Origin of the sequence: Mesorhizobium sp. M0659, assembly GCF_040320605.1 — a bacterium.
Taxonomy (GTDB): Bacteria; Pseudomonadota; Alphaproteobacteria; order Rhizobiales; family Rhizobiaceae; genus Mesorhizobium.
Map to the genome: position 1 here is coordinate 14,490 of NZ_JAMYPY010000024.1, position 26,470 is coordinate 40,959.

28 protein-coding genes are annotated in these 26,470 nt (G+C 63.5%); 20 read left to right on the forward strand and 8 right to left on the reverse strand.

Annotation, left to right across the window (positions count from 1 at the left end):
• Positions 1-34 precede the first annotated feature (34 nt).
• The 3 genes from NKI31_RS27020 to NKI31_RS27030 all read right to left on the reverse strand — a co-directional run bounded on the left by NKI31_RS27020 (position 35) and on the right by NKI31_RS27030 (position 3,845).
• Positions 35-1,159 (reverse strand): sugar ABC transporter substrate-binding protein, encoded by a 1,125-nt coding sequence (locus NKI31_RS27020; RefSeq protein WP_023682221.1) that lies wholly within the window; start codon positions 1,157-1,159, stop codon positions 35-37.
• Between the two features lie 325 nt (positions 1,160-1,484).
• Complete coding sequence (gene gntR / locus NKI31_RS27025) at positions 1,485-2,513, reverse strand: HTH-type transcriptional regulator GntR (protein WP_352653018.1); 1,029 nt, start codon at positions 2,511-2,513, stop codon at positions 1,485-1,487.
• 159 nt (positions 2,514-2,672) lie between these two features.
• Positions 2,673-3,845, reverse strand: a complete 1,173-nt coding sequence (locus NKI31_RS27030) for an MFS transporter (protein WP_050588883.1) — start codon at positions 3,843-3,845, stop codon at positions 2,673-2,675.
• Between the two features lie 231 nt (positions 3,846-4,076).
• Between NKI31_RS27030 and NKI31_RS27035 the strand changes: the two genes are divergently transcribed.
• From NKI31_RS27035 to mocR, 4 genes are all read left to right on the forward strand, one after another.
• Positions 4,077-4,364, forward strand: a complete 288-nt coding sequence (locus NKI31_RS27035; protein WP_023673065.1) for a DUF3175 domain-containing protein — start codon at positions 4,077-4,079, stop codon at positions 4,362-4,364.
• Between the two features lie 208 nt (positions 4,365-4,572).
• Entirely contained in the window at positions 4,573-5,484 is a 912-nt protein-coding gene (iolE, locus tag NKI31_RS27040) for a myo-inosose-2 dehydratase (RefSeq protein ID WP_023752959.1), read from the forward strand.
• 214 nt (positions 5,485-5,698) lie between these two features.
• Positions 5,699-5,905, forward strand: a complete 207-nt coding sequence (locus NKI31_RS27045) for a LacI family DNA-binding transcriptional regulator (RefSeq protein WP_023705614.1) — start codon at positions 5,699-5,701, stop codon at positions 5,903-5,905.
• Between the two features lies 1 nt (position 5,906).
• Positions 5,907-7,373 (forward strand): rhizopine catabolism transcriptional regulator MocR, encoded by a 1,467-nt coding sequence (mocR, locus tag NKI31_RS27050; RefSeq protein ID WP_023829210.1) that lies wholly within the window; start codon positions 5,907-5,909, stop codon positions 7,371-7,373.
• Positions 7,374-7,394: 21 nt separating this feature from the next.
• Here mocR and NKI31_RS27055 read toward each other — a convergent pair whose 3' ends face one another.
• Positions 7,395-8,639 (reverse strand): DegT/DnrJ/EryC1/StrS family aminotransferase, encoded by a 1,245-nt coding sequence (locus NKI31_RS27055; RefSeq protein ID WP_023752957.1) that lies wholly within the window; start codon positions 8,637-8,639, stop codon positions 7,395-7,397.
• Between NKI31_RS27055 and NKI31_RS27060 the strand changes: the two genes are divergently transcribed.
• The 7 genes from NKI31_RS27060 to NKI31_RS27090 all read left to right on the forward strand — a co-directional run bounded on the left by NKI31_RS27060 (position 8,638) and on the right by NKI31_RS27090 (position 14,188).
• Positions 8,638-9,024, forward strand: a complete 387-nt coding sequence (locus NKI31_RS27060; protein ID WP_031194894.1) for a hypothetical protein — start codon at positions 8,638-8,640, stop codon at positions 9,022-9,024. The two genes, NKI31_RS27055 and NKI31_RS27060, sit on opposite strands and share 2 nt — an antisense overlap.
• Positions 8,999-9,553, forward strand: coding sequence for a ChbG/HpnK family deacetylase (locus NKI31_RS27065; RefSeq protein ID WP_352653019.1), 555 nt, complete (start codon positions 8,999-9,001; stop codon positions 9,551-9,553). Before NKI31_RS27060 ends, NKI31_RS27065 begins: the two co-directional genes overlap by 26 nt.
• Positions 9,465-9,911, forward strand: coding sequence for a hypothetical protein (locus tag NKI31_RS27070; RefSeq protein WP_352653020.1), 447 nt, complete (start codon positions 9,465-9,467; stop codon positions 9,909-9,911). The genes NKI31_RS27065 and NKI31_RS27070 overlap by 89 nt, the downstream gene beginning before the upstream one ends.
• A 62-nt stretch (positions 9,912-9,973) precedes the next feature.
• On the forward strand, positions 9,974-10,942 hold the full coding sequence (locus NKI31_RS27075; protein ID WP_023687959.1) for a rhizopine catabolism ABC transporter substrate-binding protein: 969 nt from the start codon (positions 9,974-9,976) through the stop codon (positions 10,940-10,942).
• Between the two features lie 157 nt (positions 10,943-11,099).
• Positions 11,100-12,215, forward strand: coding sequence for an ABC transporter permease (locus NKI31_RS27080; protein ID WP_023687958.1), 1,116 nt, complete (start codon positions 11,100-11,102; stop codon positions 12,213-12,215).
• Entirely contained in the window at positions 12,212-13,048 is an 837-nt protein-coding gene (locus tag NKI31_RS27085; protein WP_023712088.1) for an ATP-binding cassette domain-containing protein, read from the forward strand. Before NKI31_RS27080 ends, NKI31_RS27085 begins: the two co-directional genes overlap by 4 nt.
• Positions 13,049-13,081: 33 nt before the next feature.
• Complete coding sequence (locus NKI31_RS27090) at positions 13,082-14,188, forward strand: Gfo/Idh/MocA family protein (RefSeq protein WP_023673056.1); 1,107 nt, start codon at positions 13,082-13,084, stop codon at positions 14,186-14,188.
• Positions 14,189-14,337: 149 nt separating this feature from the next.
• Here the strand turns inward: NKI31_RS27090 and NKI31_RS27095 are convergent, their stop codons facing one another.
• Both NKI31_RS27095 and NKI31_RS27100 read right to left on the reverse strand, forming a co-directional pair.
• Positions 14,338-15,114, reverse strand: coding sequence for a FadR/GntR family transcriptional regulator (locus tag NKI31_RS27095; RefSeq protein WP_352653021.1), 777 nt, complete (start codon positions 15,112-15,114; stop codon positions 14,338-14,340).
• 117 nt (positions 15,115-15,231) lie between these two features.
• Positions 15,232-16,122 carry an NAD-dependent epimerase/dehydratase family protein gene (locus NKI31_RS27100; RefSeq protein WP_352653022.1) on the reverse strand — a complete coding sequence of 297 codons (891 nt, stop codon included), beginning with the start codon at positions 16,120-16,122 and terminating at the stop codon, positions 15,232-15,234.
• Between the two features lie 117 nt (positions 16,123-16,239).
• On the opposite strand from NKI31_RS27100, the gene NKI31_RS27105 reads away from it, so the two are divergent.
• The gene (locus NKI31_RS27105; protein WP_352653023.1) at positions 16,240-17,178 is read left to right on the forward strand and encodes an NAD(P)-dependent oxidoreductase; all 939 of its coding nucleotides are present in this window, start codon (positions 16,240-16,242) and stop codon (positions 17,176-17,178) included.
• An 18-nt stretch (positions 17,179-17,196) separates the two neighbouring features.
• Here the strand turns inward: NKI31_RS27105 and NKI31_RS27110 are convergent, their stop codons facing one another.
• The gene (locus NKI31_RS27110) at positions 17,197-17,979 is read right to left on the reverse strand and encodes a FadR/GntR family transcriptional regulator (protein ID WP_023682236.1); all 783 of its coding nucleotides are present in this window, start codon (positions 17,977-17,979) and stop codon (positions 17,197-17,199) included.
• A gap of 179 nt (positions 17,980-18,158) precedes the next feature.
• The gene (locus NKI31_RS27115) at positions 18,159-19,148 is read right to left on the reverse strand and encodes a sugar-binding protein (protein WP_023673050.1); all 990 of its coding nucleotides are present in this window, start codon (positions 19,146-19,148) and stop codon (positions 18,159-18,161) included.
• 465 nt (positions 19,149-19,613) lie between these two features.
• Here NKI31_RS27115 and NKI31_RS27120 point away from each other — a divergent pair, with 465 nt between their 5' ends.
• The 8 genes from NKI31_RS27120 to NKI31_RS27155 all read left to right on the forward strand — a co-directional run bounded on the left by NKI31_RS27120 (position 19,614) and on the right by NKI31_RS27155 (position 26,470).
• A complete protein-coding gene (locus NKI31_RS27120; protein ID WP_023682237.1) occupies positions 19,614-20,354 on the forward strand; it encodes an ATP-binding cassette domain-containing protein in 741 nt (246 codons plus the stop codon).
• Between the two features lie 41 nt (positions 20,355-20,395).
• Positions 20,396-21,394: an ABC transporter permease gene (locus tag NKI31_RS27125; protein ID WP_023673048.1), complete on the forward strand. Its 999-nt coding sequence runs from the start codon at positions 20,396-20,398 to the stop codon at positions 21,392-21,394.
• Positions 21,395-21,433: 39 nt separating this feature from the next.
• Positions 21,434-22,204 carry an SDR family oxidoreductase gene (locus NKI31_RS27130; RefSeq protein WP_031197944.1) on the forward strand — a complete coding sequence of 257 codons (771 nt, stop codon included), beginning with the start codon at positions 21,434-21,436 and terminating at the stop codon, positions 22,202-22,204.
• 150 nt (positions 22,205-22,354) lie between these two features.
• Positions 22,355-23,182, forward strand: coding sequence for an AraC family transcriptional regulator (locus NKI31_RS27135; RefSeq protein ID WP_023673046.1), 828 nt, complete (start codon positions 22,355-22,357; stop codon positions 23,180-23,182).
• A 112-nt stretch (positions 23,183-23,294) separates the two neighbouring features.
• The gene (locus NKI31_RS27140) at positions 23,295-23,738 is read left to right on the forward strand and encodes an SRPBCC family protein (protein ID WP_023682239.1); all 444 of its coding nucleotides are present in this window, start codon (positions 23,295-23,297) and stop codon (positions 23,736-23,738) included.
• A gap of 15 nt (positions 23,739-23,753) precedes the next feature.
• On the forward strand, positions 23,754-24,548 hold the full coding sequence (locus tag NKI31_RS27145; protein WP_023682240.1) for an FAD binding domain-containing protein: 795 nt from the start codon (positions 23,754-23,756) through the stop codon (positions 24,546-24,548).
• 60 nt (positions 24,549-24,608) lie between these two features.
• Positions 24,609-25,091, forward strand: coding sequence for a (2Fe-2S)-binding protein (locus tag NKI31_RS27150; RefSeq protein ID WP_023682241.1), 483 nt, complete (start codon positions 24,609-24,611; stop codon positions 25,089-25,091).
• A gap of 11 nt (positions 25,092-25,102) precedes the next feature.
• The gene (locus NKI31_RS27155; protein WP_352499685.1) at positions 25,103-26,470 is read left to right on the forward strand and encodes a xanthine dehydrogenase family protein molybdopterin-binding subunit; all 1,368 of its coding nucleotides are present in this window, start codon (positions 25,103-25,105) and stop codon (positions 26,468-26,470) included.

Sequence of the window (26,470 nt, forward strand, 5' to 3'; positions counted from 1 at the left end):
CCGCGGCGCCGGATATGCCGCCTATTGGTCAGCCCTATTGGTCAGCTTTGGTCTGGCCCATGATTTCCTGCGCGGTGAAATTGATGCCGCAGGTCGGGAAGGAATTGCCGACAAAGAAATTGTCGGACTGGTCGGGGAAGAAATCCTGACCGGCCTTGAAGTTCGGATCCTCGACGATCGCCAGTGGCAGTTTCACCGCCTGCGGCACGACGTTGCCTTCGAGCGCGGCAATCGCCGTCTTGATGGCGACCGCGACCTGCGCCGGACCGGTGCCAGCCGATGAGCATTTCAGCCCGTCACCGGCATGTGCCGCGCAGAACTTGCGGAAACCGTTCTCGGTCTCGCCGCCGAACGGCACGAAAGCATGCTTGGCATCGATCATCGCCTGCACGATGCCGGTGTCGCCGCCTTGCCCGGTGATACCGTCGAACGGACCGTTGGTGGCAATGGCGTCGGCCGTGGCCTTCTGTGCCACGCCGTCGTCCCATTTGCCGACCACCTCGGTGACGTCCCATTTCTTGCCGGAGGCATCGAGCGCTTCATGGATGCCGTTGTGACGGTCGGTGTCGACGGAAGTCCCGGCAACGCCGCGCACTTCGAGCACCTTGCCGCCATTCGGCACATGGCCGACCAGCCATTTGCCCCACAATTCGCCAAGGCCCTTCTGGTCGACATTGACGTTGATGGCGTCCTTGGTATCGAGAATATTGTCGAAGGCGACGAGGATGACGCCAGCTTCCTTGGCGCGCTTGATGACCGGCCCGAAAGCGGTCGGGTTCTGGGCGTTGACGACGATCGCGTCATAGCCGGAATCGATGAAGTTGTTGATCGCCGAAATCTGAGCCGGCACGTCCTCGCCGGTCGAGACGACCTTGAATTCCTTCAGTTTCGCGGCGACCTCCGGCTGGGCCGCATAGGCCTTGGCGGTCTGCACCATCTGGATGCGCCAAGTGTTGGCGATATAGCCATTGGCGAGCGCGATGCGGTACGGGCCGTCTTTCTTGGGGAACTTGAAGAACTGCGTATCAGCCGCCCAGGGCGCAAAGCAATCCGGCTCAGCCGACGGTCCCTTGACGACTTCTGGGTCGGCCATGGCCGACGAACTCAGCATGACGAATGCAGTGGCGGCAACGATGCCACCAACAAGTGACTTGATCATCGATATTCCTCCCAGTTGTAGTTTTGTTTGCTGCTGCTTGTTTATTTGATGCTGTTTGTCGTGGTGTGGTTTCCACGCCTGCCGAAGGCCCTCCAGCCTGGCCGGCGCCACGTCTCAAGGGCCCGAAGCCGGCCCGATCCCCTCCCCCTCGCCGCTTCACAGGCGAGAAACGAAACTAGCATATTATACATAATAAACAAGCATGAGCTGTTGCTTATGTATAATAAACAGGGGCGGCCTTTCATCAAAACGTCTGCCCGACGAAAATGGTAGCGCTACCATGACGTTGTGTAAAGCACCATTTGCTGAGGCAGCCAAAGCGTGTTCAGCGTGCGGTGCTCTCGCGGGGCTTGAGTTCGAAACCGAGATCGACGACCCGCTGCTCAGGCCTTCGTCCTGCGATCGCCGCCAGCGCCATGGCGACAGACCGACGGCCGATTTCATAGCGAGGGGTGCGGATACTGGTGAGCGGCGGGAACGCCGCCTGCATCATTTCGAGGTCGTTGAAGCCGACAATGCCGATTGTTTTCGGCACGTTGAGCGCGGCGCTATGGCATTCGAACAAAACGCCGAGCGCGATGTCGTCATTGTTGCAGAAGACGCCGTCGAGCGCCGGCATCTTGGCCAGCGCATCGCGAAGCAGCTCGCGGCCGAGCGTCACGCTGGACAGTAGCGGCGTGGTGGTGACCAGCCGGGGGTCGAACAGGCCGGCCTTCTCCATTGCCGCGCGATAGCCGGCAAGCCGCCGCTGCGAGCGCGGGTCCATGCGTGCGCCGATGAAGCCGATCCGCCGGTAGCCGGCCTCGATCAGATGCTCGGTCGCGGTGCGGCCGCCGTCAAAATGCGAGAAGCCGACCAGCATGTCGACCGGATCGGACCCGGTCTCCATCACCTGCACCACCGGGCAGCCCGCGCTCTCCAGCAGCTTTCGCGAGGTCGGCGTCTGGTCGATGCCGGCCACGATCAGCGCCGCCGGGCGCTGCGGTGCGAACACCTGCAGCAGGCGCTCCTCCTCGAGGCCGGAATAATGGGTGTTGCCGAGCTGGACGCGGAACGGGCCGTCCGACAGGCTGTCATAGATGCCGCGCACCACTTCGGCGAAGACGTTGTTGGTCAGCGACGGCACCAGCACGCCGAACACATCGGCGCGCGCCGAGGCCAGCGCCCGTGCATTGGGATCCGGGACATAACCGAGTTCGTCGACGGCGGCCTGGATCTGGCGCCGCAGATCCTGGCTGACGCGTTGCGGTTCGCGCAGCGCCCGCGACACGGTGATGGCGCCGACGCCGGCCTTGCGCGCCACATCTGATAGGGTCGGGCGGCCGCCCCCACGACGCGAGCGCGGCTTGGTCATGGACATCCTCCACGTGCCAGGCCCCGGCCGCTGCGCCCTTGCGAAACCATGTTCAGCTTTTCCACTGCCACCATGCCAACCGGCTGCTGCCGCACCCACTCGCCTGCTGGCGTCGCGCAGCCAATCGCCCTTGTCAAGCAACAGGGCAATCCTGCCTTCCTAAGCCATCAGGGCAGCACTGCGTTTTGCTTTCCACAGCAGCAGCCCGATGGCCACTATGTTCAGCAAGTTCCACGCGATCCCGTTGAGGAACGCGGCGGCGTAAGAGCCGGTCAGGTCGTAGATCCAGCCCGACATCCAGCCACCGATCGCCATGCCGAAGATGGTCGCCATCATGACGATGCCGATACGCTGGCCGGCCTCCCTGGCGGGCAGGTATTCGCGCACGATGATGGCATAGCAAGGCACGATGCCGCCTTGCGACAGGCCGAACACCAGCGACACGACATAGAGCGAGGCAAGCCCGTCGAACGGGATGTAAAACAAAAGCGACAGGCATTGCAGCACGGAACCGATAAGCAGGGTTTTCACGCCGCCGATGCGGTCGGCGACAAAGCCGGAGGCGAGCCGGCTGACGACGCCCGCCGCCATCATGATCGACAGCATGTCGGCGCCATGCGCAATGCCGTAGCCAAGATCCATGCAATAGGCCACGATGTGCACCTGCGGCATCGACATCGCCACGCAGCAGCCGAGACCGGCAACGATCAGCAGCACCTGTAACGCCGCCGGAGACAGCGAAATCGACTGCACTGTCCGGCTTCCGGGTGAACCGGCGGCAGCCGCCGCCGGAGCAGCGCGCCGCAGCAACAGCACCAGCGGCACCATGGTGACCAGGCAGAAGACACCGATGCCGGCATAGGTGAAGCGCCAGCCTTCCGCCTTGATCAGTGTCGGCATGATGGTTGGCCAGAGCGCTCCGGCGAGATAGTTGCCAGCCGCCGCAGCTGTGACGGCGACGCCGCGCCGACGGTTGAACCAGTGCGAGATGTCGGCGATCAGCGGCCCGAAGATCACCGATGTGCCGACACCAATCAGCACGCCCTGGGCAAGGGTGAATTGCAGGATAGAGGTCGACAGCGCGGCGAGCAGCAGGCCGGCGGCGAGAGCCACCGAGGATAGCAGTGCCGGGATCCAATACCCCATGCGATCGACCGCGCGGCCAACCAGCACATTGCCGGCGGCGAAGCCGACCATGGTTGCGGTGTAGGGCATCGATGCCGCGGCGCGGTCAACGCCGAACTCGGCCTGCACGGCCGGCAGCACGACGACGACGGCCCACATGCCGACTGCACCGATCGTCGCCAGCAGCATGGAGATGGCAAGCCGCATCCAGGCGTAGCTGCTGTCGATGCCGGGGCTATCCGCCTGATTGGCGACGATCGGGGTCAAGGCGTTTCCTGTCTACGGTCCTGGGAAGTCGACCGTTGTGTCGCCACTATCGGCGCATTCACCGCGACGGGCAGCGCCACAGGGCCATGATCCGTGGCTCCAGCGGCCCGGCGACTTTCTCGGGAACCGGCGGCGGCCTGCCCGAGTTTTTGCGACAGGAAGGAGTTTGTCATGACCGCGAAAAAGAAATGGTCGGCCGAGGTGACCGAGCACAGCGATGCGATGGACCTCGAGGACCACATCTTCGAAGCCGACGACGCCAGGAAGATCGCGGCCTCGCTCAAGCGCTCGGCCGAGCACAGCGACCGCCGCAAGGCCGAGCCGTTTCAGTCGGCCATGTCGATGCTGAATTTCTACATCAACCGCGCCGGCAAGAACCTGCCGCAGGCGCGCCGGAAAGTGCTCGAGGACGCCAAGGACGAACTGCGCGCGGCCTTCGGAAGGCCGCAGCAGGATTAATGCATGTCGCTCAAAAGTGGCGCCGGTTTTGAGACAACGACATGCAAAGACCTAAGCGCGTCGACTTAGTCCGTTCAAACGGGACGCGCTTTAGCGCTCCCGATTGGCTCTACCAAATTCACCTCAACTGGACCTAGTGACAGGTCCTCTTTCCCCTCAGTTTGCCGGCCTCGGCTTTGTGTTTCCCCGAGCCCTTTGAAGTAGCGGCATGACGGTCAAGATCGGCATCAATCCCATCACCTGGAGCAATGACGATGTTCCCGCACTCGGCGGCGATACGCCGCTCGCGACATGCCTGTCGGAAACCAGGCAGGCCGGCTATCGCGGCACCGAACTCGGCGGCAAATTCCCCAGGCGAAGCGACGAGCTTGGACCGATCCTGTCTTCTTACGGACTGGAGCTCGTCTCCGGCTGGTATGACGGCCGCATTCTGGACCGCACGGTCGACGAGGAATTCGCCGCCCTCACCTCGCATCTGACCCTGCTGCGCGACCTCGGCGCCAAGGTCGTCGTCTATGCCGACACCTCGCGCGGCCGTCATGACGGCATTTTCGCGCCGATCTCACAGCGTCCGCGCCTCGCTGACGGCGAATGGACCGCCTATGGCGAGAAGCTGACCGAACTCGCCGACCGCATGGCTGCCTTCGGCGTCGGCATGGCTTTCCATCACCATATGGGCACCATCGTCGAGAGCGATGACGAGGTCGACAGGCTGATAGCCGCAACCGGCAAGAGCGTCGGCCTGCTGTTCGATACCGGCCATTGTCTGTTCTCAGGCGGCGACCCGGCCTCCCTCCTGAACCGGCATCTCGACCGCATCGTGCATTTCCATTGCAAGGACGTCCGCGCGGCCGTGCTGGAGAAGGCACGGCGCGAGGACATGAGTTTCATGGCGGCAGTGATGGAAGGAATCTTCACTGTGCCCGGCGACGGTTCCGTCGATTTCCTGTCGCTGTTGAAGCCGCTGGCCAAGCGCGGCTTCGAAGGCTGGATCGTCGTCGAGGCCGAGCAGGATCCGGCCAAGGCACACCCCTTGACCTATGCCACGAAAGGTTACGCTTCGCTTCTCAAATCGGCCTGCGCGGCCGGGTTCGACGTCGCGATACGAGACTTGGCCTAACCACCGCCGGGGGGCTGGTGGTTGGGCCGGTTGGGCGCGCGCCTCGGTAGGGGTAGCGACGCGAAAGCGCCCGGCGATCCGCGCCGCCGCCCTCCCTTGGCGGCGCGGATCGCACAGTTCTTGGCATCGAAATTTTTGCCCCCGAGTTGCCGGCCCGGCGTTTCAAGCTTGAGGCTGGCGACGAGGCATGCCTTGATGCGGATGGAGGAGCGACATGGCATTCGAGGCGGCACTCGGCATGGAACGGCTTTGCACCATCCGTGAGATCGCCGAGAAGGCGGAACTCGGCGCGGCAACCGTTCACCGCGCGCTGAAGAACAGCCGTGAGGTCCGTCCCGCAACCAGACGGCTGGTGCTCGAGACCGTTTGCCTGCTTAACGAAGAAAAGATCGCGCGCGCAGCCAGGCTCGTCGGAGACTAGCTTGGCCGACCACATGCGCCTTTCCCTCGACATCATGTCGGTCGACCGCGGCTCGGACGAACCGATGCACCGACAGATCTATGGCGCCCTGCGGCGCTTCATCCTCGACGGCCAGATCCAGCAGAACACGCTGCTACCATCGACACGCTCGCTGGCCGAGGATCTCAAGGTCGGCCGAAACACGGTGATCGCCGCCTACGACCAGCTGCTCGCCGAAGGGTTTATAGAGGCGCGCGCCGGGTCCGGCACCTGGGTGGCGCCGATCCAGCAGAAACGCCCGCCGGCCGCGCTGCGCGCCGGGCTTGCCGCTCCGCAAAAGCTCTCGCGGCGCGGTCAGACCATCGTCAACGGCCCGCAGCCGCCGCGCAATGCCGGTGTCATCAACTTCCATCCCGGCGTGCCGGAAACCGCGTCCTTCCCCTTCACCATCTGGTCGAGCCTTCTGGTGCGCAACGCACGCAGCCGCGACGAGAACTTGCTCGGCTATATCTCCTTTGCCGGCCATCCCGGTCTGCGCCAGGCCATTGCGTCGACCATCAGCCTGTCGCGCGGCATCAACTGCACCGCCGACCAGGTCATCATCGTCACCGGCGCGCAGGCAGCACTCGACCTCGCTTCGCGCGTGCTGATGGACGAAGGCGACCATGTCTGGATGGAGGAGCCCGGCTATCTCGGCGCCAAGAGCGCCTTTCTCGCCAGCGGCGCGCAGCTCGCGCCCTTGAAGGTCGATCGCCACGGTTGGCATCTCGCAGACCCAGAGCTGCCGCCGCCGCGGCTGATCTATGTGACGCCATCCTGCCAGTGGCCGTTCGGCACCATCATGCGCATCGAGGAGCGGCTGCAACTGCTCGACATTGCCGAGCGCCACGGCGCCTGGATCGTCGAGGATGATTATGACGGCGAGTACCGGTACCGTGGCCGGCCGGTACCGGCGCTGCGCGGCCTCGATCACGCCGACCGGGTCGTCTATATCGGCTCCTTCGGCAAGACGCTGATCCCGGCGCTCCGCATCGGCTATCTCATCGTGCCGCGCGAACTGTCGGTCCCCTTCGACCGCGCCGTCTCGATCACCGGCCAGTTCGCGCCGCTGATCCTGCAGGCGACGGTCAACGACTTCATCACGCAAGGCTATTTCGCCACGCATCTGAAACGCATGCGCCGCCTTTATGCGCGCCGGCAAGCCAATTTCGTCAAGCTGTGCCAGGAGCATCTGGCCGAATGGCTGACTGTGACCGAGAACGATTCCGGCATGCAGCTGCTGGCCAGTTTTATCCGACCCTACAAGGACAGCGACGTCGTCGCCGCCGCCGTCAAGGAGGGCCTCGACGTGCAGGGCATCTCGATCAACTACCATTCGAGCGAGCCGGAACACGGCCTGCTGCTCGGCTATGCCGCGATGGACGAACGCCAGATCCTGCGCGCGGTGCTGGCGTTGCGCGCTGCCTTCATGCGGCTGGACCGGCAATAGGCCGATCCAGCGCTGAGCGCTTCAATTCACACTATCGAATTTCTGCAGATCGACGGGCGCTGCCTTGCGCACCTCGACATCGTCCAGCGAGGCATTCTCCAGCGCCACACGGGCCGCCGCATCGATGTTATGGACCATGTCGTCGATGTCGGCGTCGCCATGCGCCGGATTCGTCGCGATCATCACCGTGCGGTTGAGGATGTCGAGAGAACCCTTGCCGAGATCGTCGGCATAGGTCAGCCGCAGGCCCTTGTTTTCCGGCAGCGTGTACGGATTGAGCGCCGGATGATGCGCGCCCTCATGCATCAGCACCTGGTCCCACTGAGTGAAATTGTGGCGGCCGGTCTTGCCGGCAATGACGCTCGGAATGGTCTTCGAAAAAGTCTGCGCCGCCTGTTCGCTGGGCAGCAGATACATCACCTGCGCCGCGCAATCGTCGTCGGGGCTGTTCATCGGCGACGGCGTCAGACCGAGATTGCCGAGATGGCGCGTGCCGGCCAGCACCTTCTTCTTCTCCGCCCGCATCGCCTCGATGATGCCGTCGAGACGGTCGAGCTGGACATTGAGCATTGCACCCATCAATTCCGAGGCGCGCGCGCCGATGCCGGCGAACGGCTTGATGCTGTCGCTGCGGCCCTGCCAGTAGAAGTGGCAGGGGTCGATGGCGCAGCGCGCGCGCTCGGCCACTTTCGGATCGCTGGTGGCGATGCCGCCGCCCTCGCCCGACGTGATGTTCTTGAAGTAGTTGAAGGAGTAGGCGCCGGCATGGCCGATGGAGCCGAGCTTCTTGCCCTCATAGCCGCCGCCAATGCCCTGGCAGACATCTTCCAGCACGAGCAGACCGCGTTTTTTAGCGATGTCCATGATGGCGTTCATGTTGCAGGCCGCACCCCACATATGTACCGGGATGACCGCCTTGGTGCCCGGGCCGACGGCGTCGCGCAGAGCGGCCGGGTCGATGGTCAGGCTCTCGTCGATATCGACAATGACCGGAATGGCGCCGACCGACAGCACTGCTGTGGCGGTCGCCATATAGGTGTGCGCCGGCACCAGCACCTCATCGCCCGGGCCGATGCCGAGGCCGATCAGGCCGGCGGCGAGCCCATAGGTGCCGCTGGCGGCCAGCGCAAAATGCTCGACGCCGAGATGCCTGGCATAGCGGGCCTCGAAGCGGTTGCACTCGCTGTTCTCGCCATAGCGAAACAGCGCACCCGAGCGGATCACCCTGGCAATGGCTTCGATCTCTTCTTCGCCGGCAGTGTACATGGCAAGTCTCCACATCGCTGATGGTATGAAAGCAGTACGCCTGCGGCCGCTGTTTGAAAGAACCACTCCGCTGCGATCGGACCAAGCCATCCTGCTCACGTCGGAGCGGCGTTTAGCGCCGACTGTGGGCATATCGAATGAAATCGACATTCCAGAATGCAGGCCCGCGGAAAAATCGTACCCATCCGAATTCGCTGAAGTGGCCCTGTCGGAAAGCCCGCATTGGGCGTTCCATCGCGTCCAGTTGGGCAAACGGTCGGTTCCATGCAGCACGGGACACACTTTGGAAGACCCTCGAAACCGGGGTGCCGGCAAGATGGTGGCCGGCAAGATGGTGGCCGGCAAGACGGTGGCCGTCCATGACGCGACAGCTCGTCCTGCATGAAGACGATGTCGGCATGTGCCATGGCGCCAACAGCGCCTTCCTCGAACTGACCGCACTGGGCGCCTGCAGCTCCGGCGCCGTGATGGTGCCGTGCCCATGGTTCCCTGAGATGGCCGAAGCGGCAGCCGCCGATCCCCGGCTCGATCTCGGCGTCCACCTGACGCTGAACAGCGAAAAGCAGCACTACAAATGGCGGCCGCTGACGTCGCCGTCGCGCGCGGCCGGCCTGACGGACGAGTTCGGCTATTTCTGGCCCGATGTCGCGACCACCCGCCGCAAGGCAGCACCGCAAGCGGTGGAAACCGAGCTTCGCGCCCAGATCGACACCGCCTACCGCGCCGGCATCGACGTCACTCATCTTGACGCCCATATGGGGGCAGCGCTGTCGCCCGAGTTTTTGCGACGTCTACATCAAGCTCGGCCTGGAATATCGCTTGCCGGTGCTGTTGACCAAAACGCTGTCGGCCTATTCGCCCAACGACAATCTGGTTGGCGTCACCGAAGCGGCGTTCCAGCGCGGCGTCACTGAAGCCCGGGCCAAGGGCTTTGTCATCTTCGACGCCGCCATTCAGACGACCTGGGGCCGTCCACGCTCCAAGCCGATAGGGCCCGCCTACAGGGCATTGGTCGAAGGGGTGCGCGAAGGCCTGACCTTCTTTTGCCTGCACTTCAACGCGCCGGGCGAGTTGGAACTCATCGAGCCGCGCTCCGCCTATATCCGCACCGAGGAATACGAACTCTTCCGCGACCAGGCTTTCCGCGACTGGCTCGGCGCGCAGGACATCGACATCATCGGCATGAAGCCGCTGCGCGAGGAGCTTCGTGCACGGCTCGGGGCATCGACACCGGCAAAGGCCCGCAAAGCGGCCACCCGGTCAGCGCCGTAAGCCGATCCGTCGGCCGAGGCGCAAAGAGGGAATTGGAACTGCAACGACAATGGGAGAATGACATGAAGACTGTTCTGAAACTGGCGCTCGGCGCGCTTGTCTCGATGAGTATGCTGGCGGGCGTCGTGCAAGCGGCCGGCCTGAAGGATCCCAAGGATGTCCGCATCACCTTCGTGGTGCATGGCTCGGCCTCCGATCCCTACTGGTCGGTGGTCAAGCGCGGCGTCGACGATGCGGCGGCGCTGACCGGCGCCAAGGTCGAATATTATGCGCCGCAAGTGTTCGACGTGGTCGAGCAGGCCCGCCTGCTCGACGCGGCCATCGCCACCAATCCAGACGGCATCGCCGTCTCCATTGCCGACGCCAATGCGCTTGGTAAATCGGTCAAGGCCGGCCTTGCCGCCAATATTCCGATGGTCGTCCTGGATTCCGGCGAGAAGGAAGGCGCCGAACTCGGCACCTCTCTCTACGTCGGCACAGTCTCCGAATATGATTCCGGCAAGAAGGCCGGCGAGCGGCTGGCCAAGGAAGGCACGCTCAAAGTCGTCTGCATCAACCACGAGGTCGGCAATGTCAGCCTCGACCAGCGCTGCCAGGGGTTGAATGATGGGCTGAAGCCGTCAGGCGGCGGCACCGAAGTGCTTACCGTGTCGCCCGATCCGGCCGACATCCAGCGCCGCACCGAGGCCTATCTGTCGGCGCATCCCGACACCCAGGCCGTCTTCGCGCTCGGCGCCACTGCCGCCAATCCGCTGATCCCGTTCTTCCGGCAGAAGGAATTGTTCGGCAAGATCAAGCTCTACACCTTCGACATCAGCCCCGAAGTCCTGGATTCCGTCGTCGCCGGCGAAATGGGCTTCGGCATGGACGCCCAGCAATATCTGATGGGATACCTGCCGGTGATCTATCTGGTCGAGCATGCCACACATGGCTTCTGGCCGCAGAACAACGCCTACACCGGTCCGCTGTTCATCGACTCGCCCGATAAGGCCAAGGCGATCCTGGCGCTCGCCAAGGACGGCATCCGCTAAGGCAAGACCAAAACGGATCGGGGAGCCGCCATGCGCTCCCCGTCTCTGGTCGAGATTGCGAAGTGAGCGATTGGGGAGCCTAATGGCTGTTGTGGAAGACAAGGCGATACCTCCAGAAGCGCCGGCCCCCGGGGTACTGGGCAAGGACCGTTTCGGCATGACGTCGAAACGGGCTGCCGGCACTGACGAGCGGCTGGCCAGCACCGGCCGGCTGACGCAATGGCTGCGCCGGCCCGAAGCCGGTGCCGCCGGCGGCCTCATCGCCACCGTCATCATCTTCGCCCTGCTGCCGGGTGCGTCGAACCTCTATTCGCTACAGGGGTCGATGACCTTCCTGACGCTGGCAGCCGAACTCGGCATCATCGCCACGGCCGCAGCCCTTCTCATCATCGCCGGCGAGTTCGATCTCTCCGTCGGCTCGATGGTCGGCTTCGCCGGCGTCGTCATCGGACTGACGGTGAAATATTGGGGCTTGCCGCTGTGGGGCGGCATCGCCTGCGCCTTCGCTGTCGCCATCCTCACCGGCTACGTCAACGGCCTGATCGTTGTGAAGACCCGCCTGCCCTCCTTCATCGTGACGCTGGCGTCGCTCTACATCCTGCGCGGCCTGTCGATCGGCATCACCCGCGCCGTCACCGGCCGCACGCAGATCCCCTACATCCTCGACGGCGCGCCGGACCCGGCAACCGCGGGCCTGTTCAACGGCCATCTCCTGACTGGCTTCTTCCAATGGATGGGCACGCAAGGTTGGATCGCCACCCGCACCGACGGCATTCCCTTCGTCGTCGGCATTCCGATGTCGATCGTCTGGTGGCTCGGACTGACAGCGCTTGCCGGCTATGTCTTGACCCAGACCAAATACGGCAACTGGATCTTCGCCACCGGCGGCGACCTCAATGCCGCCCGCAATGTCGGCGTGCCGGTCGACCGGGTTAAGATCGCGCTGTTCATCTACACCGCCTGTGCCGCGACCTTGCTTGCCACCATCCAGGTGATGGAGGCCGGCTCCGCCGACACCACGCGCGGCCTGCTCAAGGAATTCGAGGCAATTATCGCCGCGGTCATAGGCGGCGTGCTGCTCACCGGCGGCTATGGCACCGTCTATGGCGTGCTGTTCGGCGCGCTGATCTTCGGCCTGGTGCAGATGGGCATCTTCTACACCGGCATCGACACCGACTGGTTCAAGGTCTTCCTCGGCATCGTCATCTTGATGGCCGTGCTCGTCAACAACTACATCCGCCTCAAGGCGCTCGGACGCGGAGGTGGCAAATGACCTATCCAAACCCATCCCCGGCCATCCAGCCAGCCATGGAATTGCGTGGTGTATCGGTCAATTTCGGCTCGGTGCGCGCGCTGCAGGATATCGACATCAAGGTCTATCCCGGCGAGGTGCACTGCTTGCTGGGCGACAACGGCGCCGGCAAGTCGACGCTGATCAAGGTTCTGTCGGGCGTGCACCGGCCGACCAAGGGCGAGATTTTCGTCGACGGCAAGCCCGTCACGTTCCGCAGCCCGCGCGACGCGCAGGACCTCGGCGTCGCGACGGTCTTCCAGGACCTCGGCATGATCTCGCTGATGTCGATCACGCGCAACTTCTTCCTCGGCCGCGAGCCGACCAGAAGCCGCCTGCCCTTCTCGCGCTTCGACAAGGAGCGCGCCAACACAATTGCCCGCCAGGCGATGGCCGATATCGGCATCGACGTGCGCGACCCGACGCAGGCCGTCGGCACGCTGTCGGGCGGCGAGCGCCAGTCGGTGGCGATCGCACGCGCCGTGCATTTCGGCGCCAAGGTGCTGATTTTGGACGAACCGACCTCGGCGCTCGGCGTGCATCAGGCGGCGATGGTGCTGAAATTCATCATCGAGGCGCGCATGCGCGGCCTGGCCGTGATCTTCATCAGCCACAACATCCACCACGCCTACCCTGTCGGTGACACTTTCACGCTGCTCAACCGCGGCCGCAATCGCGGTACATACGCCAAGTCCGAGATCTCGCGCGACGAGGTGATTTCCATCATGTCGGGCGGCGAGGATTTGAAGGCGGTGGAAGCTGAGATTGCCGGGCTGTTGGCGCAGATCGGCAACCGGCCGGCCGCCGCACCCTGAGCCTGGAACACTTTTGCAGAGAGTATTAACAGCATGAGCAGGATACGCGTCGGCGTCATCGGCGCCGGCATGATTTCGCAGGTCGAGCATATTCCAAACCTGTTGCGGCTCGGCGACCTGTTCGAACTGGTCGGCGTTGCCGACCCGTCAAGGATTTCGCGGGAATATGTCAGCGAAATTCACGGCATCGCCAATTTCGAAACGCCGGAGCAACTGTTCGGCCAGAAGCTCGACGCCGTCGTCATCGGCTCGCCCGACCCGCTGCATCACGAGCAGGTACTGGCCGCACTCGGGCGCGGCCTGCATGTCTTCTGCGAAAAGCCGCTCTGCTATTCCCCGGCGGAAATCGCCGAGATCATCGCCGCGCGCGACAAGGCCGGCAAGGTCATGCAGGTCGGCTATATGAAGCGCTTCGATCCGAGCTACCGGCTGGCGCTGGCCTCGCTGCCCGGCACGGCAAAGACGTTGCGGTCCGTCTCGGTCGAGGTCAACGATCCCGATGCCTGGCCGTTCATCGCCCACCAGCGCTACAAGCGCGGCAACGACATTCCCGAGGAACTGATTGCCGCCGCGCAAGCCAGGCAGAAACAACAGGTCGAGCGCGCCATCGGCCAGCCCATGACCGATCTGGCTTTCCGTGGGTTTACCGGCGCTTACAGCTCCGCCTTGATTCACGATGTGAATGCCGTGCACGGCCTGCTCGACGCGCTCAGCGTGCCGGAGGGCGAGGTTGTCGGCGCGCAGATCTTCGCCAATGGCGATGGCGGCCAGGGCGCGGTAAAACTGCTCGACGGCCAGGCGCTGTGGACGATGACGCATCTCACCGTGCCGAAGCTCGCCGACTACAAGGAACGCATCACGCTCTTCTTCGACGATGCCAGCCTTGAGCTCGAATTCCCCTCGCCCTGGCTCAACCATCATCCGACCCGGCTGACTGTGAAGACCTCGGACGGCCACACACTGTCGACAAGGGATCTGCGTGCCGGCTACGGCGAAGCCTTCGTCGAGGAACTGCGCGGCTTCTGGGGTGCGATCGTCAATGGCGACGAGGTGGTCAACCGCCCCGAGCACGCCGCCCGCGACCAGGCGCTGCTGGTCGCGCTGACCAGGCAGCACCTGGCCACTTCGCAGGCCGGCTGAGCGCTCGCAGGATGTGTTGAGATTCAGGTCAGGCCGCGCCGAAAACGTTGGATTTCGAGAACCGGAGCGGAGCGTACTTAAGTAAGTGAGCACCGGAAGCGCAGAAAGCCGGCGTTTGCAGGCCGGCCTCACCTGAATATCAGCATATCCTACCGGGTGTTGATGACGCCGTCTGTATTGGCGAGCAGCTTGCGCACCGCGTTGCGGGCCGCCTCCGGCCGCTGCAGGCGGATGGCCTTCTCGATCGCCTCGTGCAGTTGCTGTGCATGCTGCAGATCGTCGAGTTCGCGCGTCGTATAGGTGAACAGATGATCGAAGGCGGATTCGATCAGCACGCCGAGCGGCACCAGAAGATCGTTGCCGGAGGCACGCAGGATGGCCAGATGGAAACGTGTGTCGGCGCGCGTGCGCTCCTGCAGGCTCGGCGCCTCGCCCATCTCGCGGCAGGCCTGGCTGATCTCGGCCATCTGCTCCTCGGTGCGTCGCATGGCGGCGAAGGCAGTCGCTTCCGGCTCTATGATGTGGCGGAATTCCTGCACCGTCTTCAGGAACACTTCACGGTCGGGCGCGGTCGCGTACCAGGCGAGCACATCGCGATCGAGCAGGTTCCAGCGCTCCCTGGGCTCCACCCAGCTGCCGATTTTAGGGCGTGATGCCAGAAGGCTTTTGGCCATCAGCATCTTGATCGCCTCACGCACCGCCGAGCGGCTGACGTTGAAGGTTTCGGACCATTTGGCTTCATTGGGCAGGATGGTGCCCGGCGGATAGTCGCCGCGCACGATCCGAAGCCCGATTTCGCTGGCCAGCGAGGCATGCACGCTGGTGCCGGGCATCCGGGTCGCGTCAGCCCGGCGAAGGGTCGCCGGGCGCTCGGCGGATGCCGCCTTTTCAGGCTTCGTTCCCTTATTCGGCTTTCCGTCCCTCATGCGTCCACAAAGTCCGGATTTCGAAAGCTGTCAAGCAGAGGGCCGGGCGCAGGCGGCAAAGCCTGTGGCTGTGCACAGATCAGGTTACAACCTGCCCCAAAGCCCAATTTGCCAGACCTATTTGACGTATTTGCGCCAGCTGTGCTCGGGACGGAAGCCGAGCATGTCCCTGGCCTTGCGGTTGGAAAGCAGCGTTTCATATTCGCCGAGCTTCGTCTTGACCGGCACGTCGGGATAAAACCGCTTCAACAGTTCCGCTGTCGGCAGGTCGGACGAGGTGTCGTCATTGGCGGCGTTGAACACCTGGAAGCCGAGCCCGTCCGTTTCAACGGCGCGCAGCGCGATCTGGCCGAGATCGCGCGCGTCGACATAGCTCCAGGCGATGCGCTTGCGAAAGCCCGGATCGGCAAACCACTTCGGAAACAGCGAATATTCGTGCGGCTCGATGACGTTGCCGATGCGCAAGGCATAGATATCGGTGCCGTTGCGCTGCGCAAAGGCGCGCGCCGTGTGCTCGTTGACGACCTTGGACAGAGCATAGCTGTCCATCGGATCGACGTCGTATTCTTCGTCGAGTGGGAAATATTTGGGATCGCGCGGCTCGTTGGCGAACACCACGCCATAGGTGGTCTCGCTGGACGCGATCACCACCTTCGGGATGCCGAGCTTCACCGCCGCCTCGATGACGTTGTAGGTGCCCATCGCATTGATGCGGAACACCTCATTGTCGGTCGTGATCATGATGCGCGGTATGGCGGCGAAATGCACCACGGCATCGACCGGCTGCGGGCGCAGCGACGGATCGAATTCATGCAGGCCCATATAGCTCGACAGCGCGTTGAACACCTGGCCGCTGTCGGTGATGTCGGTGATCAGCGTGCGTACCTTGGGATTGTCGAGCGGCTTGGTGTCGATGTTGAGCACCTGGCAGCCCTGTTCGACCAGATATTGCACGACATGGCGACCGGCCTTGCCGCTGCCGCCGGTGAACATGATCCGCTTCGTCATTTTCGTCTCCAATGCCTAGGATTTCTGTGTATTGTCAGACAATATGGCATTCTGCAACCACCCTCGCCCGCAAGACGGCGCCGCCCAATATCAATCATCGCAACAGGACTTCAAGACATGACCACGACCGCCGCGAGCGAAAAGATCGGCTTTATCGGCCTTGGCCTGATGGGGCACGGTATTGCCAAGAACATCGTCGACAAGGGCTATAGCCTGACCTTCCTCGGCCGCAAGAACCGCAAGCCGGCGGAAGACTTGGCTGGCCGCGGTGCGAAGGAAGTGGCCACCTCGCGTGAGGTGGCAGCGGCATCCGATATCGTCTTCATCTGCGTCACCGGCTCGCGCGAGGTCGAAGCCATCATCCGTGGCCCCGGCGGCCTCAAGGAGGGCCTGAAAAGAGGCTCGGTTGTCGTCGATTGCTCGACCGCCGATCCGGTCTCGACCGTGGCGCTGGCCGCGGAACTGAAGGAGATCGGCGTCGACTTCGTCGATGCACCGCTTAGCCGCACCCCGAAGGAAGCCTGGGAAGGCACGCTCGACGCCATGGTCGGCGCGCCCGACGCGCTGTTTGCCCGTGTGAAGCCGGTCATCGAGACCTGGGCCGGCCGCATCGTCCATATTGGCGACACCGGTGACGGCCACCGCATGAAGCTGCTCAACAACTTCATCTCGCTGGGCTATGCCGCGATCTATTCCGAGGCGCTGGCGCTGGCCGAAAAGGTCGGCATCTCGCCACCGCGTTTCGACAGCGTCATCCGCAACGGCCGCATGGATTGCGGCTTCTACCAGACCTTCATGCGCTGGACGCTGGAGGGCGACCGCGACGCACATAAATTCACCATCGCCAACGCCTTCAAGGACCTGACCTATCTGGAATCGATGGCGGGTGCGGCCGGCATCGCCAACCCGCTCGGCAACGCCACCAAGAACTCCTTCGCCGGTGCCCATGCCACTGGCCCGGCCGAACAATTCGTGCCGATGCTGGCGACATATGTCGGCAAGGTCAACGGCGTCGACCTGATGCCCAGCAAGGATGGCAAGAAGCAGACGATTTGAGGTGGCGAAAAGCCTGTGTCAGCGCCTCGACCGGCCGATAACATCGTCGGTGTTGGCGAGCAGTTTGTGCACCGCATTGCGCGCGGCCGCAGGACGCTGGAGGCGGATGTTCTTCTCGATCGCCTCATGCAGCGCCTGCGCCCGCCGCTGATCGCTGGTCTCGCGTGTGACGAAGACAAAGAGATGATCGAGCGCCGACTCGATCAGAACGCCAAGCGGCACCAGCAGATCGTTGCCCGAGGCGCGCAGTATGGCGAGGTGAAAACGCGTATCGGCGCGGATACGCTCCTGCAGGTTCAGAGCCTCGCCCATCTCACGACAGGCCTGGCTGATCTCGTCCATCTGCTCGTCGCTGCGCCGCGTGGCGGCAAAGGCCGACGCTTCCGGCTCGATGATGTGACGGAACTCCTGCACCGTGCGCAGGAAGGCCTCCCGGTCCGGCCCGGTCGCGTACCAGGCCAGCACATCGCGGTCGAGCAGGTTCCAGCGTTCCCTGGGCTCGACCCAGCTGCCGATCTTGGGCCGTGAAGCCAGCAGGCTTTTGGCCATCAGCATCTTGATGGCTTCGCGCACCGCCGAACGACTGACATCGAAGGTCTCGGCCCATTTGGCCTCGTTGGGCAGAATGGTGCCGGGCGGATAGTCGCCGCGCACGATCCTGAGGCCAATCTCGCCGGCCAGCGAGACATGGACGCTCGCTCCCGGAAAATGCGCGGCACCGGCCCTGCGCATGACAGCCGGACCGAGGCTGGTTTGTGCCTTGGCCCGCTCGGCTCGCTTCTTTGATTTCTCGTCCGGCATTCACGTTCCAATGCGTCGGCCGTCTGCGTCCGGAATGGTCCGAACCTGCACGGCGCGCCGATCTCGTTGCCGAAAATCCAAACTACAGGCGTGTCAAAGCCGGAGCCTGCTGCCCCAACCGTTGCGTCCGTCCGGGAAGAGACGGGGCGCCCGTCAAAGGGCGCCCCGAAATCGAGAACCTACTTCTGGATGCAGGTGTCGACCGTGTCCTTGGTGCATTCGTCGAGGCCGGTGAACACCGGATCGGCGACCGCCTTGCCTTCGACCAGGTCGATCATCACCGATGGTGCCTTGTAGCCCATTTCGAACGGCCGCTGACCGACCAGAGCGGTCACAAGGCCGTCACGGGCGATCGCCACTTCATCGCCGATCGTATCGGCGGCGCCAATGACGAAGTCGTTGCTGGCGATGCGGTCCTTGAGCGGCCCGAACAGGTCGCGATAGGGCTGCGGTGCGCCAAACAGCGGCCAGCCGCCCATGATGCCGAAGGCGTCGAGCTTGGGATTGGCGGCGAGGATGTCGGTCATCGCCTGCACGCCCTTGGCGCCGTCGTCATTGGTGAACACCGGGCAACCGGCAACTTCGGTCCAGCCGCCTTCGCCGGCAAGTGCCGCCAGGCCTTCCTTGCCCGACAGCGCGTCACGCATGCCCTGCGCCCGGCGCAGGATGTTGTCGGCCGCGGGATTGCCTTCGATGGTACAGATCGTGCCGCCGTTCGGCTTGCCCTTCTTGATGTACTCGCCGATCTTGTGACCCATCAAATAGTTGTCGGTCCCGAGATAGGTCTTGCGCAGCGCGGCATCTTCCTTGCTGAGATCGGCGTCGAGCGTCATGATCGGGATCGTCGGATTGGCGGTCTTGATCGTCTGAGCGATCAGCGGCGCGTTGGATGGCGAAATCGCCATTGCCACCGTGTCGGCCTTGCTCAGCATGTCCTGAACGATCTGCGCCTCGCCGGCCTCGTCCGAGGTCGACGCCGGGCCGGTGTAGAAGCATTCATATTCCGAGCTGGCATTTTCCTTGTTCCATTTCTCGCAACCCTGGTGGATGGCTTCGAAGAATGGATTGTCGAGACCCTTCACCACGATGACGAGCTGTTTCTTGGCCAAAGCCGGCCCGGCGCCCAGCGCCATGGCGGCGACGGCGGCGAGCAAAAGTGTTTTCCTCATGTCAGTCCTCCCTTGAAACAGACGGACACGGCGTGCCCGCCACACAGATCGACCGGATGCTTAATGACCGAGGTTCGTTTCACGAGCACTCGTGTCGCCAAGACAGATCGATAAGCATTTCCAGATGCGGCATTGGCCCGGCTCAACACATGGGTGGCGCCGCAACCTCGACCGATAACCTCCGCCGATTCCGCCCGGCTAACCGCCAGCGGCATCGGCATAATCTCCTCCGACGCTTAGCTAATATCGGCTTGCGGCCAACGTCAATGCTATTTGTCCTACAAAACGGATTTTTGGATGACCAACGCTTCAATTCGTCCGACAATTGATTGACGAGCGCCGGCTTTTGCGTAAAAGAACGCTGACGCTGTTTCCGGGAGGAGATGGGGAGAGCGGGGCCAAAGCAGCGCCGGCATTCACGCCGGGAACAGCAGCGGGTCGCAAAACACGGGGAGGCAAAGACTGGTGGCGGTTCTCGAACTCACCAATATCTCGAGGCATTTCGGCGCCATCCAGGCGGTCAACGACGTATCGCTGTCGATCGAGCCCGGACAGGTGGTCGGCCTGATGGGCGACAACGGCGCCGGCAAGTCGACACTGGTCAAGATGATCGCCGGCAATTTCCGCCCCAGCCATGGCGTCATGCGCATGGACGGCAAGGAGTTGATCCTGCACAAGCCGGCGGAAGCTCGCCAGCACGGCATCGAGATCGTCCACCAGGACCTGGCGCTGTGCAACAATCTGACCGCCGCCGCCAATGTCTATCTCGGCCGTGAATTGCGCCGCGGCCTCGGCCCTTTACGCATCCTCGACTATGCCGCCATGTACAAGCGCGCCGGCCAGCTCTTCGCCGAGTTGAAGTCCGAGACCCGTCCGCGCGACCTCGTCAAGCAGATGTCGGGCGGCCAGCGCCAGGCAGTAGCGATTGCCCGCACCATGCTGTCGCAGGCCAAGATCGTGTTGATGGACGAACCGACGGCCGCGATCTCGGTGCGCCAGGTCGCCGAAGTGCTGAACCTGATCCGCCATTTGCGCGACCAAGGCATCGCAGTGGTGCTGATCAGCCACCGCATGCCTGACGTGTTCACCGTCGCCGACCGCGTCATCGTCATGCGGCGCGGCCGCAAGGTCGCCGACAAGACGATTGCGTCAAGTTCGCCCGAGGAAGTCACCGGGCTGATCACCGGCGCCATCGAACAGGTTTGATCTCAGCGAATTTCACCACGCACAGCACATGAAGGTCGACGATGGCACTGACAATTGACCAGCCGATCGAACAAAAACAACAATCCTTGCCGGCAAGACTGTTTGCCAGCCAGACCTTCTGGGTGGTGATCGCGGTCATCCTGGCCTGCCTGTTCCTGTCTTTTGCCACCGACGCCTTCGCCACGTCGAAGAACCTTTACAACATCACCCGCAACATCACCTTCGTCGCCATCATCGCGCTCGGCATGACCTTCGTCATCATCACCGGCGGCATCGACCTGTCGGTCGGTTCGGTGCTCTGCCTGTCGTCGATGGTGCTGGCCGTCACCATGCATGCCGGCTACTCCATAGAAGTCGGCATCCTCGCCTCGATCGCCACCGCGCTCGCCATAGGCGCCTTCAACGGCATCATGATCGCCTATCTCGGCTTTCCACCCTTCGTGGTGACGCTCGGTATGCTGTCGATTGCCCGCAGCCTCGCCATGGTCGCCTCCAACAACACCGTCGTCTTCCAGTTCGGCCCCGATCACGACAAGCTTCTGGCGCTGGGCGGCGGTGCCTGGGTGTTCGGCATCGCCAATCCGGTGCTCTACATGATCCTTTTGGCGCTGATCACCGGCTTCACGCTGCGCTGGACCAAGTTTGGCCGCCACATCTTCGCCATTGGCGGCAATGAGCACGCGGCGACGCTGACCGGCGTTCCGGTAAAGCAGATCAAGGTCGCCGTCTATATGATCTCGGCGCTGGCGGCGGGCATTGCCGGCATCATCCAGACCGGATGGCTTGGCGCCGTCACCACCAATCTCGGAACCGGCATGGAACTGCAGGTCATCGCCGCCACCGTGATCGGCGGCGCCAATCTCGCCGGCGGCGTCGGCACCGCTTTCGGCGCCATTGTCGGTGCCGCGCTCATCGAAGTGATCCGCAACAGCCTTGGTCTGCTCGGCATCAATGCTTTCTGGCAAGGCGTGTTCATCGGCGGCGCCATCCTGCTCGCGGTGCTGTTCGACCGGATCCGCAACTTCAGGCGCAATGACTGAATGTTTTTGGACTGAATCTTTCGGCTGGAAACCGTTGCTTTGACATCGAAATCCCTGTTCGACCTCAACGGCCGGCTGGCGCTGATTACGGGCTCCGGCCAAGGCATCGGCCTGGCGCTGGCGCGCGGCCTTGCCGAGCATGGCGCAAGTGTCGTACTCAACGGCCGCGATGCCGGCAAGGTTGCCGGTGCCGTCGCCGGCTTGCGCGATGCCGGCTTCAAAGCGCACCCCTCGACCTTCGACGTGACGGATTCTCGCGCGGTCGATGCCGATGTCGCCCGCATCGAAGCCGAGATCGGCGCCATCGATATCCTAATCAACAATGCCGGCGTGCAGTTTCGCGCCCCGCTCGAGGACTTTCCCGAGGAGCAGTGGGAGCGGCTGTTCAAGACCAATGTCTCCGGCGCCTTCCATGCCGGCAAGGCGGTCGCCTGCAATATGATCGCGCGCGGCAAGGGCAAGATCATCAACATCGGCTCGGTGCAGAGCGAACTCGCCCGGCCCAACATCGCGCCCTATACGGCCACCAAGGGCGCAATCCGCAATTTGACACGTGGCATGTGCACCGACTGGGCGAAATACGGCTTGCAGGTCAATGCCATCGCCCCCGGCTATTTCCGCACCGAGATGAACCAGGCGCTGGTCGACAACCAGGAATTCTCCGCCTGGCTGGAAAAGCGCACGCCGGCTGGCCGCTGGGGGTATGTCGACGAACTGATCGGCGCCGCCGTGTTCCTCGCCTCCGACGCCTCATCCTTCGTCAACGGCCATACGCTTTATGTCGACGGCGGCATGACGGCTTCGGTTTGACGGGAAACCCTATCGCTCAGTCTGAAAATCCACCACTACGGCCGGCAGCACACAGCGGCTTTCGCCCCGCGCCTTGACGCGAGCCCGAACTCAGCCGCACAATCCCGTCGCAGGCGAAGGGAGGCCAGTCGTCTGCGGGAGGTATAACCCATGACGGACGCGATCAGGCTCTATTGGGGCCGGTTCGGACATGTTTCTGTCCTGAATGTCGCCAGCGACTTCGTCACCCATGCGCATGTCGAGGCCCACATCATCATCTGGCTGGAGGGCACGGCCGGCGAGATGACCGTCGGCCGCGAGACGGTGCCGCTGGGTCCCGGCACCGCCGCCGGCATCAATTCCTACCAGCCGCACAGCCACATTCTGTCGCAGAACGGCAGGCCCGGCCTGTTCCTCGCTTTCTACATCGATCCGGATTGGGCGCGCCGGCGCCGCGACCTGCCTTCGTCGGCGCCGTTGTTTGCACAGGCTGCGATCACGCTCGAACCCTGGCTGCACCAGGCCGCCGCCAACCTGCTCGACCATTTGAGCGATAATGAAAGCATCGACGACGTCGCCAATTACGAGATCGAGCGCTTCATCGATAGCCTGCTCGACGCCGCCGACGCCTCGGCGCCGCAGGAGGCGCGGATCCGGGTCAACACAATGCAGGATTTCCGCGTCCGCAAGGCAATCCAGCTGATGAAGGCCAATGTCTGCGAACGCATCTCGTTCGACGACGTCGCCCGCAGCGTCGGCCTGTCGCGGCCGCACTTCTTTGCTTTATTCAAGGAACAGACCAATCTGACGCCCAATGTCTACTGGAACACGCTGCGCATGGAGGAAGCCGTGCGGCAGCTGCAGTGGTCGCAGGAACCGCTGATCTCGGTCGCCTGCAATCTCGGCTTCACCACCCAGGGCAATTTCTCGCGCTTCTTCCGCGACCATGTCGGCGTGCCGCCGACGCTTTACCGCGAAGCGGCGCGTGCCATGGCCTGAACGGGCCGTTCGTTTTTCAGACTCCTTGATAGGGCCGCAAGACCCATTGATAAGCGCAGCACCGGCCGCCGCCCTACCCTGCTGCGTATCGAATTCGTAGGGGAATGATCATATGGCCGAAGTCACCGTCTCCAGTGTCATCGACGCGCCGGTCGAAAAGGTCTGGGCGCGCATCCGCGACTTCAACGGCCTGCCGGGCTGGCATCCGCGCATGGTCAAGAGCCATATCGAAGACGGCAAGAGCGCCGAAACCATCGGCTGCGTGCGTAATTTCGAGCTCGCCAGCGGCGCGCGTATCCGCGAAAAACTGCTCGACTTCTCCGATGCGAATTTCCGCGTCAGCTACTCCATCCTGGAGACGCCGCAGCCGCTGACCAATCACAAGGCGACGCTGCAATTGCGCCGCGTGACCGATGGCGATCGCACCTATGCCGAATGGACCGCGAGCTTCGACGCGGCGCCCGAAGAGGCCGACAAGATCGCCGCCGGCATGGCCGCCAATGTCTTCCAGGGTGGCTTCAATGCGTTGAAGAGCCATTTTTCTGGCCAGAGCTGAACCAGGGAGACTGCCATGGCGCTTGCCCTCCAGACCTTTTCGGCCGTCAGGGATGCCAACGCGGCGCTGAAGGCGCCCGGCACCCGCTATCTCGGCGGCGGCACGCTGGTCGTGCGCGCCGCCAATGAAGGCGATGTCTCCGTCACCGGCCTCGTCCGCTCGACTGATCCGGCCCTCTCCGGGATCACCGTTGCCGGCGGCAAGGTCCGCATCGGAGCTTCGGTGAAAATGGCGGCCATCGCCCGCCATCCCGAGCTTGCGGCGCTGTCCAGGGCTGCGCGCGCCGTCGGCGGCCCGGCGATCCGCAATATGGCGACTGTCGGCGGCAATCTGTTCGCACCGGCGCCCTACGGTGATTTCGCTGTCGCCCTGCTGGCGTTGGATGCGACGGTCGCCACCGATGATGGGGAATTGCCTATCGAGGATTTTCTGGCCTGGCGGGACGGCAGCCGCGCCATCGTCACATCAGTCGCCTTCGCGTTGCCGAAGGCCGAGAATTTCCGCTTCCTGAAAGTGTCGCGGGTCAAGCCGAAGGGCGTCTCGGTGCTCAGCATCGCCGCTGTTCTCGAACAGGCCGGCGACGGCACTGTCTCCTCGGCGCGGATCGCGCTCGGCTGCATGGCAGACCGGCCGATGCGCGCCCGCGCTGCGGAAAAGGCACTGATCGGCAGCAGGCTTGACCAGGACGGCGTCGCAGCGGCGCTGGCTGCAGCCGGTGAAGGCACTTCGCCAATCACCGATCCGATCGCCAGCGCCTGGTATCGCGCCGAGGTTCTCCCGGTCCATCTCGGCCGGCTGCTGCTTACTTAACCACCGCTTGGGGGGCGCGCGTCTGTCCGATCAATCGGGCAGGCGCGCTGGGAGGAAAACATGGCAAAGGTTCCGGTTCAGTTCACGCTCAACGGCTCGGAGAAGGCCGAATTTGTCGACAGCGGCACGACGCTGCTGCACGCGCTGCGCGACAAGATCGGCGACACCTCGCCCAAGGGCGGCTGCCACCAGGGCACCTGCGGCGCCTGCTCGGTGATCATCGACGGCGAACTCCGGCTCTCTTGCCTGACCGTGGCCGAGACCTGCAGCGGCGCCGACATCCGCACCACATCGGGCCTCGCTGAGGCCGGCGTCCTGCATCCGCTGCAGCGTGCCTTCCTCGACGCCTTCGCCACGCAATGCGGCTTCTGCACGCCGGGCATGATCATGGCCGCCAAGGTGCTGCTCGACCACACGCCCAATCCGAGCCGCGAGGATGTGATCGAGGCGCTGTCCGGCAACATCTGCCGCTGCACCGGCTACGAGCCGATCATCCAGGCGGTGCTGACCGCGGCCCGAGCCAATTCGCAGAACGCGGCCTAAGGACCAAAAGAATGGAACTGCGCAAAAACTATTTCGCCGATCAGCGCAAGGACGGCCTGCACGAGATCGGCCATGGGCGGCCGCGGCTGGATTCGCCGGGCCATGTGACGGGCAAGACCGCCTATTTCGCCGACCGCAACTTCCCGAATATGCTTCACCTGAAAATGGTGCGCAGTCCGCACCACCATGCCCGCATCCGTTCGATCGACACTTCCGAAGCGGAGAAGCATCCCGGCGTGGTGAAAATCCTCACCGCCAAGGATGTGCCGCACAATGTCTACACCATCCTGATCCTGATCCAGGTCGGACCGGAAGACGAGACGGTGCTGGCCGACGGCAAGGTACGCTGGAAGGGCGAGGCGGTGGTGGCGGTGCTGGCCGAGACCGAGCGCGCGGCTCAGGAAGCGGCAGCCAAGGTCAAGGTCGACTACGAGGTGCTGCCGGCCGTCTTCGACATGGAAGAAGCGCTGAAGCCTGGCGCGCCTTTGGTCAACGAATATCACGGCCAGAACTATTATCTCTATGACAGCGGCGAATGCCGCAAGGTGCGCTTCGGCGATGTCGAGGCGAGCTTCGCCGGCGCCGACCACATCCTCGAACAGAGTTATCAATCCTCGCCCATCGAGCATGCGCCGACCGAGACCACCGGTTGCGTCGTGGTGCCCGAAGGCAATGACCGCTTCACCTGCTACACCAACACCCAGGCGATGTTCTTCACCCTCGACAACGCCTCGATCATCCTGCAGATGCCCGGCTCAAAACTGCATTTCGTCGGCGGCACTGTCGGCGGCGGCTTCGGCGGCAAGGTCGACGTCATCGTCGAGCCGATCGCCATTCTTGGCGCTAAACAAACCGGACGCCCAGTCTGTTTCGTCTATAGCCGCGAGGAGGAGATGCAGATCTCCTCGCCGCGCGCCGCCGAAAAGATAATCATCAAGGATGGCGTGATGAACGATGGCCGCATCGTGGCTCGCAAGGTGACCGGCTATACCGATGCCGGCGCCTATTCGCGCCACTCGCCTTATGGCGCGCAGAAGGGAGCGGCGCACTATCCCGGGCCCTACACCATTCCCAATGTCTGGATCGACACTTATTGCGTCTACACCAACCGCACCCCCTCCTCCGCCATGCGCGGCTTCGGCGTCACCATCGGCGACTTCGCGCTTGAGGTGCAGATGGACAAGCTGGCGCGGCTGATCGGCATGGACCCGCTCGAATTCCGCTTCATCAACGCCTATCGCGATGGCGACATGAAGGCGCATCGCCAGCCGACCGAAGGAGCGGCGCTGATCGAGTGCATGCAGGAGGCGTCGCGCGCCGCCAACTGGCCGGTGGCGGAGAAGTATATGGCGATGTCCTCCTACACGAAGGGAGCTTGA

Excerpts from the sequence above, each read along its gene's own strand:
- NKI31_RS27110 (WP_023682236.1), bottom strand. The coding sequence starts at position 17,979 with ATGCCGGACGAGAAATCAAAGAAGCGAGCCGAGCGGGCCAAGGCACAA.
- NKI31_RS27135 (WP_023673046.1), top strand. The coding sequence starts at position 22,355 with ATGACGGACGCGATCAGGCTCTATTGGGGCCGGTTCGGACATGTTTCT.
- gntR (WP_352653018.1), bottom strand. The coding sequence starts at position 2,513 with ATGACCAAGCCGCGCTCGCGTCGTGGGGGCGGCCGCCCGACCCTATCA.
- NKI31_RS27115 (WP_023673050.1), bottom strand. The coding sequence starts at position 19,148 with ATGAGGAAAACACTTTTGCTCGCCGCCGTCGCCGCCATGGCGCTGGGC.
- NKI31_RS27105 (WP_352653023.1), top strand. The coding sequence starts at position 16,240 with ATGACCACGACCGCCGCGAGCGAAAAGATCGGCTTTATCGGCCTTGGC.
- NKI31_RS27090 (WP_023673056.1), top strand. The coding sequence starts at position 13,082 with ATGAGCAGGATACGCGTCGGCGTCATCGGCGCCGGCATGATTTCGCAG.
- NKI31_RS27095 (WP_352653021.1), bottom strand. The coding sequence starts at position 15,114 with ATGAGGGACGGAAAGCCGAATAAGGGAACGAAGCCTGAAAAGGCGGCA.
- NKI31_RS27035 (WP_023673065.1), top strand. The coding sequence starts at position 4,077 with ATGACCGCGAAAAAGAAATGGTCGGCCGAGGTGACCGAGCACAGCGAT.
- NKI31_RS27075 (WP_023687959.1), top strand. The coding sequence starts at position 9,974 with ATGAAGACTGTTCTGAAACTGGCGCTCGGCGCGCTTGTCTCGATGAGT.
- NKI31_RS27125 (WP_023673048.1), top strand. The coding sequence starts at position 20,396 with ATGGCACTGACAATTGACCAGCCGATCGAACAAAAACAACAATCCTTG.
- NKI31_RS27080 (WP_023687958.1), top strand. The coding sequence starts at position 11,100 with ATGACGTCGAAACGGGCTGCCGGCACTGACGAGCGGCTGGCCAGCACC.
- NKI31_RS27150 (WP_023682241.1), top strand. The coding sequence starts at position 24,609 with ATGGCAAAGGTTCCGGTTCAGTTCACGCTCAACGGCTCGGAGAAGGCC.
- iolE (WP_023752959.1), top strand. The coding sequence starts at position 4,573 with ATGACGGTCAAGATCGGCATCAATCCCATCACCTGGAGCAATGACGAT.
- NKI31_RS27085 (WP_023712088.1), top strand. The coding sequence starts at position 12,212 with ATGACCTATCCAAACCCATCCCCGGCCATCCAGCCAGCCATGGAATTG.
- NKI31_RS27100 (WP_352653022.1), bottom strand. The coding sequence starts at position 16,122 with ATGACGAAGCGGATCATGTTCACCGGCGGCAGCGGCAAGGCCGGTCGC.
- NKI31_RS27045 (WP_023705614.1), top strand. The coding sequence starts at position 5,699 with ATGGCATTCGAGGCGGCACTCGGCATGGAACGGCTTTGCACCATCCGT.
- NKI31_RS27155 (WP_352499685.1), top strand. The coding sequence starts at position 25,103 with ATGGAACTGCGCAAAAACTATTTCGCCGATCAGCGCAAGGACGGCCTG.
- NKI31_RS27055 (WP_023752957.1), bottom strand. The coding sequence starts at position 8,639 with ATGTACACTGCCGGCGAAGAAGAGATCGAAGCCATTGCCAGGGTGATC.
- NKI31_RS27065 (WP_352653019.1), top strand. The coding sequence starts at position 8,999 with ATGACGCGACAGCTCGTCCTGCATGAAGACGATGTCGGCATGTGCCAT.
- NKI31_RS27030 (WP_050588883.1), bottom strand. The coding sequence starts at position 3,845 with ATGCGGCTTGCCATCTCCATGCTGCTGGCGACGATCGGTGCAGTCGGC.
- NKI31_RS27060 (WP_031194894.1), top strand. The coding sequence starts at position 8,638 with ATGGCAAGTCTCCACATCGCTGATGGTATGAAAGCAGTACGCCTGCGG.
- NKI31_RS27020 (WP_023682221.1), bottom strand. The coding sequence starts at position 1,159 with ATGATCAAGTCACTTGTTGGTGGCATCGTTGCCGCCACTGCATTCGTC.
- NKI31_RS27145 (WP_023682240.1), top strand. The coding sequence starts at position 23,754 with ATGGCGCTTGCCCTCCAGACCTTTTCGGCCGTCAGGGATGCCAACGCG.
- NKI31_RS27140 (WP_023682239.1), top strand. The coding sequence starts at position 23,295 with ATGGCCGAAGTCACCGTCTCCAGTGTCATCGACGCGCCGGTCGAAAAG.